Annotated in this window: 7 protein-coding genes; 4 read left to right on the top strand and 3 right to left on the bottom strand. The window is 56.1% G+C overall.

What is annotated here, in order from left to right; translation table 11 throughout:
• Positions 1-332 (bottom strand): hypothetical protein (locus tag ACQUQ0_RS17490; protein WP_435187026.1); only part of this gene is annotated, 332 nt, incomplete at its 3' end.
• Between the two features lie 158 nt (positions 333-490).
• Complete coding sequence (locus tag ACQUQ0_RS17485) at positions 491-790, bottom strand: hypothetical protein (protein WP_435187024.1); 300 nt, start codon at positions 788-790, stop codon at positions 491-493.
• A 292-nt stretch (positions 791-1,082) separates the two neighbouring features.
• On the opposite strand from ACQUQ0_RS17485, the gene ACQUQ0_RS17480 reads away from it, so the two are divergent.
• From ACQUQ0_RS17480 to ACQUQ0_RS17465, 4 genes are all read left to right on the top strand, one after another.
• Positions 1,083-1,256: a hypothetical protein gene (locus ACQUQ0_RS17480; RefSeq protein WP_435187023.1), complete on the top strand. Its 174-nt coding sequence runs from the start codon at positions 1,083-1,085 to the stop codon at positions 1,254-1,256.
• A gap of 150 nt (positions 1,257-1,406) precedes the next feature.
• On the top strand, positions 1,407-1,616 hold the full coding sequence (locus ACQUQ0_RS17475) for a hypothetical protein (protein WP_435187021.1): 210 nt from the start codon (positions 1,407-1,409) through the stop codon (positions 1,614-1,616).
• Between the two features lie 39 nt (positions 1,617-1,655).
• Positions 1,656-1,847: a hypothetical protein gene (locus ACQUQ0_RS17470; protein ID WP_435187014.1), complete on the top strand. Its 192-nt coding sequence runs from the start codon at positions 1,656-1,658 to the stop codon at positions 1,845-1,847.
• A 150-nt stretch (positions 1,848-1,997) separates the two neighbouring features.
• Positions 1,998-2,180 (top strand): hypothetical protein, encoded by a 183-nt coding sequence (locus ACQUQ0_RS17465; protein WP_435187011.1) that lies wholly within the window; start codon positions 1,998-2,000, stop codon positions 2,178-2,180.
• A gap of 298 nt (positions 2,181-2,478) precedes the next feature.
• On the opposite strand, the gene ACQUQ0_RS17460 is transcribed toward ACQUQ0_RS17465, so the two are convergent.
• On the bottom strand, positions 2,479-2,784 hold a 306-nt coding region (locus ACQUQ0_RS17460), incomplete at its 5' end, for a hypothetical protein (protein WP_435187009.1).

Below are 2,784 nucleotides of genomic sequence, written 5' to 3'. Positions count from 1 at the left end.
TGGAACTCCTCGAAGACCGAATGGATAGCTTCGAGGGTAGTTCCGCCCACGTCCCAGACAGTGTCCATAGCGGGTTCGCCCGCGTCCTCAAAAATCACCGGAACGACGGGAACCAGAATGTCGTCGCCATCGCGGTGCGTGTTCACTTTGTTCACTTCGTGGACTTCGGGGACTTCCGCGAGAGCGTCGGGAAGTGGATCGAACGCGTCTGCCAGTCTATCATCTCCGGCGTTGTTCTCCTCACGATAATCCTCGGTCAAGTCCTCGAGGCCGATACTATCTAGGAAGTCCGCAGCTCTCTCGGTGAAGCTGCGGTCGTCATTGGAGGGCATCAAGCGACTGTTGCACGACGCCAGTCATAAATCTGGGTGCTATCGACTCATCTATGTTCTATCAGAATCAGCGTGACCGGCGTAGAGGGTGGATGCAGCAGGGTACTTGTGAGAACAGTGCTCTCAGAACGTCGGTGGACTCGAAGGCCTTCCGTCTATCACGCAGTGATGAGGTCGGGTGCCAAGAAGAGGATCACGAGAAGACTCGCCAGTACGGTAAGCGCAGTGATTCTCAGGACACCAGCTTCCCGTCGGCAGGGTTTCGGCAAGGACTCGGCAATTCCGGAGAGGGCCATCCCGACGCTAATAAACAGTGTAGCGTAGAACGGTGTTGCCCCTTCTACAATGACGTAGTACCCCTGCTGCCCGGTCAGCAGGAGTGCGCCACAGAGGAACACCAGTCCAAGGGGACGGCCAGAGGGCTCACTAAACAGCGTTTGGTCGATGATGGAGGGCATCGACCGTGTGATTACCCGCGTGGGATAAATATGCACTGCGTTCACCCACCTGTTACTGGAATCTTCATACCTGTGCCGAGCGAACGGTCCCGATGGTGCTGACCGACTCGCGCCTTCTATCTTGCACAGGGACTATCGACGTATCCATTCTCTGTCAGAATCACCGTGACCGATAGAGAGCGTGGATGCAGCAGTATCAACCAGTACACGTCTCGCGATGAATCTGCCGTGTCCTCGGCGTTCACAATCACCAATACGCTCTACGAACTACTCCACGACAGTGCATACACCGATGAACAGGACGGCTGTCGCGGTTGGGACCGCAGAAGTCCTCGGGGCGGTCGCGCTCGCCATCACGACGTTCACAATTCCTGCTTTCGCTGATATGGCGCTCGCTTGGCGAGTCCTCGCCGTGTTCATAGCCGTCGAAGGTGGGAAGCGGCTCTCCAATGAGGTGAACCGCTGAATACGCGGGACCGAAAGCGTACTCGACCGACCGCGACGGGTCGATCCTGATACCGCCCGTTGTCTCTCTCGGTCCAGGCTCGCCACAACCACTTCAGGGTGAGAAACAGCCAGCAATCTTCATTAGAGACCAATCCTGACCAGCAACTAAATGACAGACGAAAAGAAGGCTTCCGGGCCGGACTGGCTCGCAAACTACCCACGATACCCGAGCAAGATCTCTGGCTTCTTGTGTGTCGCTCTCGGTGTTGCTGGACTTGCAGCTGCCGCAGTTGACTGGTGGGACCCGTCGGTTGTGACGACTGGCCTGGGCGTGATTGCGATCGTGCTTGGCCTGTGGGCTGCTTGGGCGGACAGATAGCCAGTACCACAACAGGAATCCAGCTCCACCATCACACTCATGAGACGCGACTACATCGTCGTCCTCGGCGCAGTGGGCGTCGGTCTCTGTGCGGCGTTCGGTGTCGGGATCACGTCACAGGCCGTCCTCGGCGAGTCGCTCGAAACGAGTATCGACGCAGGGGTCCGGTCCGGACTGATTGCGACACTCTTAGTTCTGGGTGCCGAGTATGTGCGACAGAGCCTATCGTGAACCTCGAAACAGTGGCGGTGTGAGCGCAGTGGACAGGGGGAGACGACGTTCGCACCTCCTCGGAGTATTACCGGTGACACACCGCAGACAGAATCGGCCGTCGTCAGAAACGGAACGAAATTTATTATCTGACACACAGTATCGTTCCGTATGGGTTCGGCGTCCGACTCCGATAGTGAGATTGATCCGATGTATCTCGGTATCGGGATGGCGGCTGGTGCGGCACTTGGGATCTCTCTGGGTCTCGTGCTGGACTCACTCGCGATCGGAGTCGCCCTTGGAATGGGCACCGGGGTTGCCATCGGAACGGGCGCGAGCGCAACCAGCAGCTAGTGATACAGTTCGGCGACTTACTGATAATGACTAGTCTCACTGTTTACCGGTGATCGCCATCCACGTTCACGGCGATCACCGGTAAGAGACGAGACTAGTCATTATGAGTGTAGCGACCAAGACGATTCAGAGCAGATGGCTGCCACATATCCGCGTTCCATCTTATATGCGAGACTCGGATAGCAATCTGGCCCGATTGTTCGCCAACTGTTTGATTTAGAGAATAGGTGCGGCGGTAAGCCACGCTGGCTTCATACTGATCCGGGTGAATCATCTGGTCTGCAAACCTGTCTGTTGTTCATTCACTACCGAAATCGAGTTCTTTGTACAGCGGCGTGCTGTCGGATGCCTGCTCGACTGCCGGAACCAGTGCGACCCACAAAATTCCAAACACGAAATCAATTGAAGATGACGGCACTGGATCGACGCCAACCGCGATGAGAAGCATGTAGATGATACCAGTAACGAACATGAACCTTCCCAGGTACCAGTACAGGTCAGCATCCGATGGGGTTAACTGGAACATACATCCGTCTTTAGCTAAGAGAATAACCGCGTGACAGCAGCGGCTTATCGAGGAACGTTTTTGTGAGGAATGAGGAGG

It is taken from the genome of Halobellus sp. EA9 (assembly GCF_051195055.1).
In the GTDB taxonomy this organism is placed as follows: Archaea; Halobacteriota; Halobacteria; order Halobacteriales; family Haloferacaceae; genus Haloquadratum; species Haloquadratum rubicundus.
Note: the sequence above shows the minus strand (reverse complement) of the source record. Positions and strands in the feature narration are given on the sequence as shown.

What these genes read in the sequence shown, in the direction of transcription:
- ACQUQ0_RS17475 (WP_435187021.1), top strand. Translation starts at nt 1,407, where the DNA reads ATGACAGACGAAAAGAAGGCTTCCGGGCCGGACTGGCTCGCAAACTAC.
- ACQUQ0_RS17485 (WP_435187024.1), bottom strand. Translation starts at nt 790, where the DNA reads ATGCCCTCCATCATCGACCAAACGCTGTTTAGTGAGCCCTCTGGCCGT.
- ACQUQ0_RS17465 (WP_435187011.1), top strand. Translation starts at nt 1,998, where the DNA reads ATGGGTTCGGCGTCCGACTCCGATAGTGAGATTGATCCGATGTATCTC.
- ACQUQ0_RS17480 (WP_435187023.1), top strand. Translation starts at nt 1,083, where the DNA reads ATGAACAGGACGGCTGTCGCGGTTGGGACCGCAGAAGTCCTCGGGGCG.
- ACQUQ0_RS17470 (WP_435187014.1), top strand. Translation starts at nt 1,656, where the DNA reads ATGAGACGCGACTACATCGTCGTCCTCGGCGCAGTGGGCGTCGGTCTC.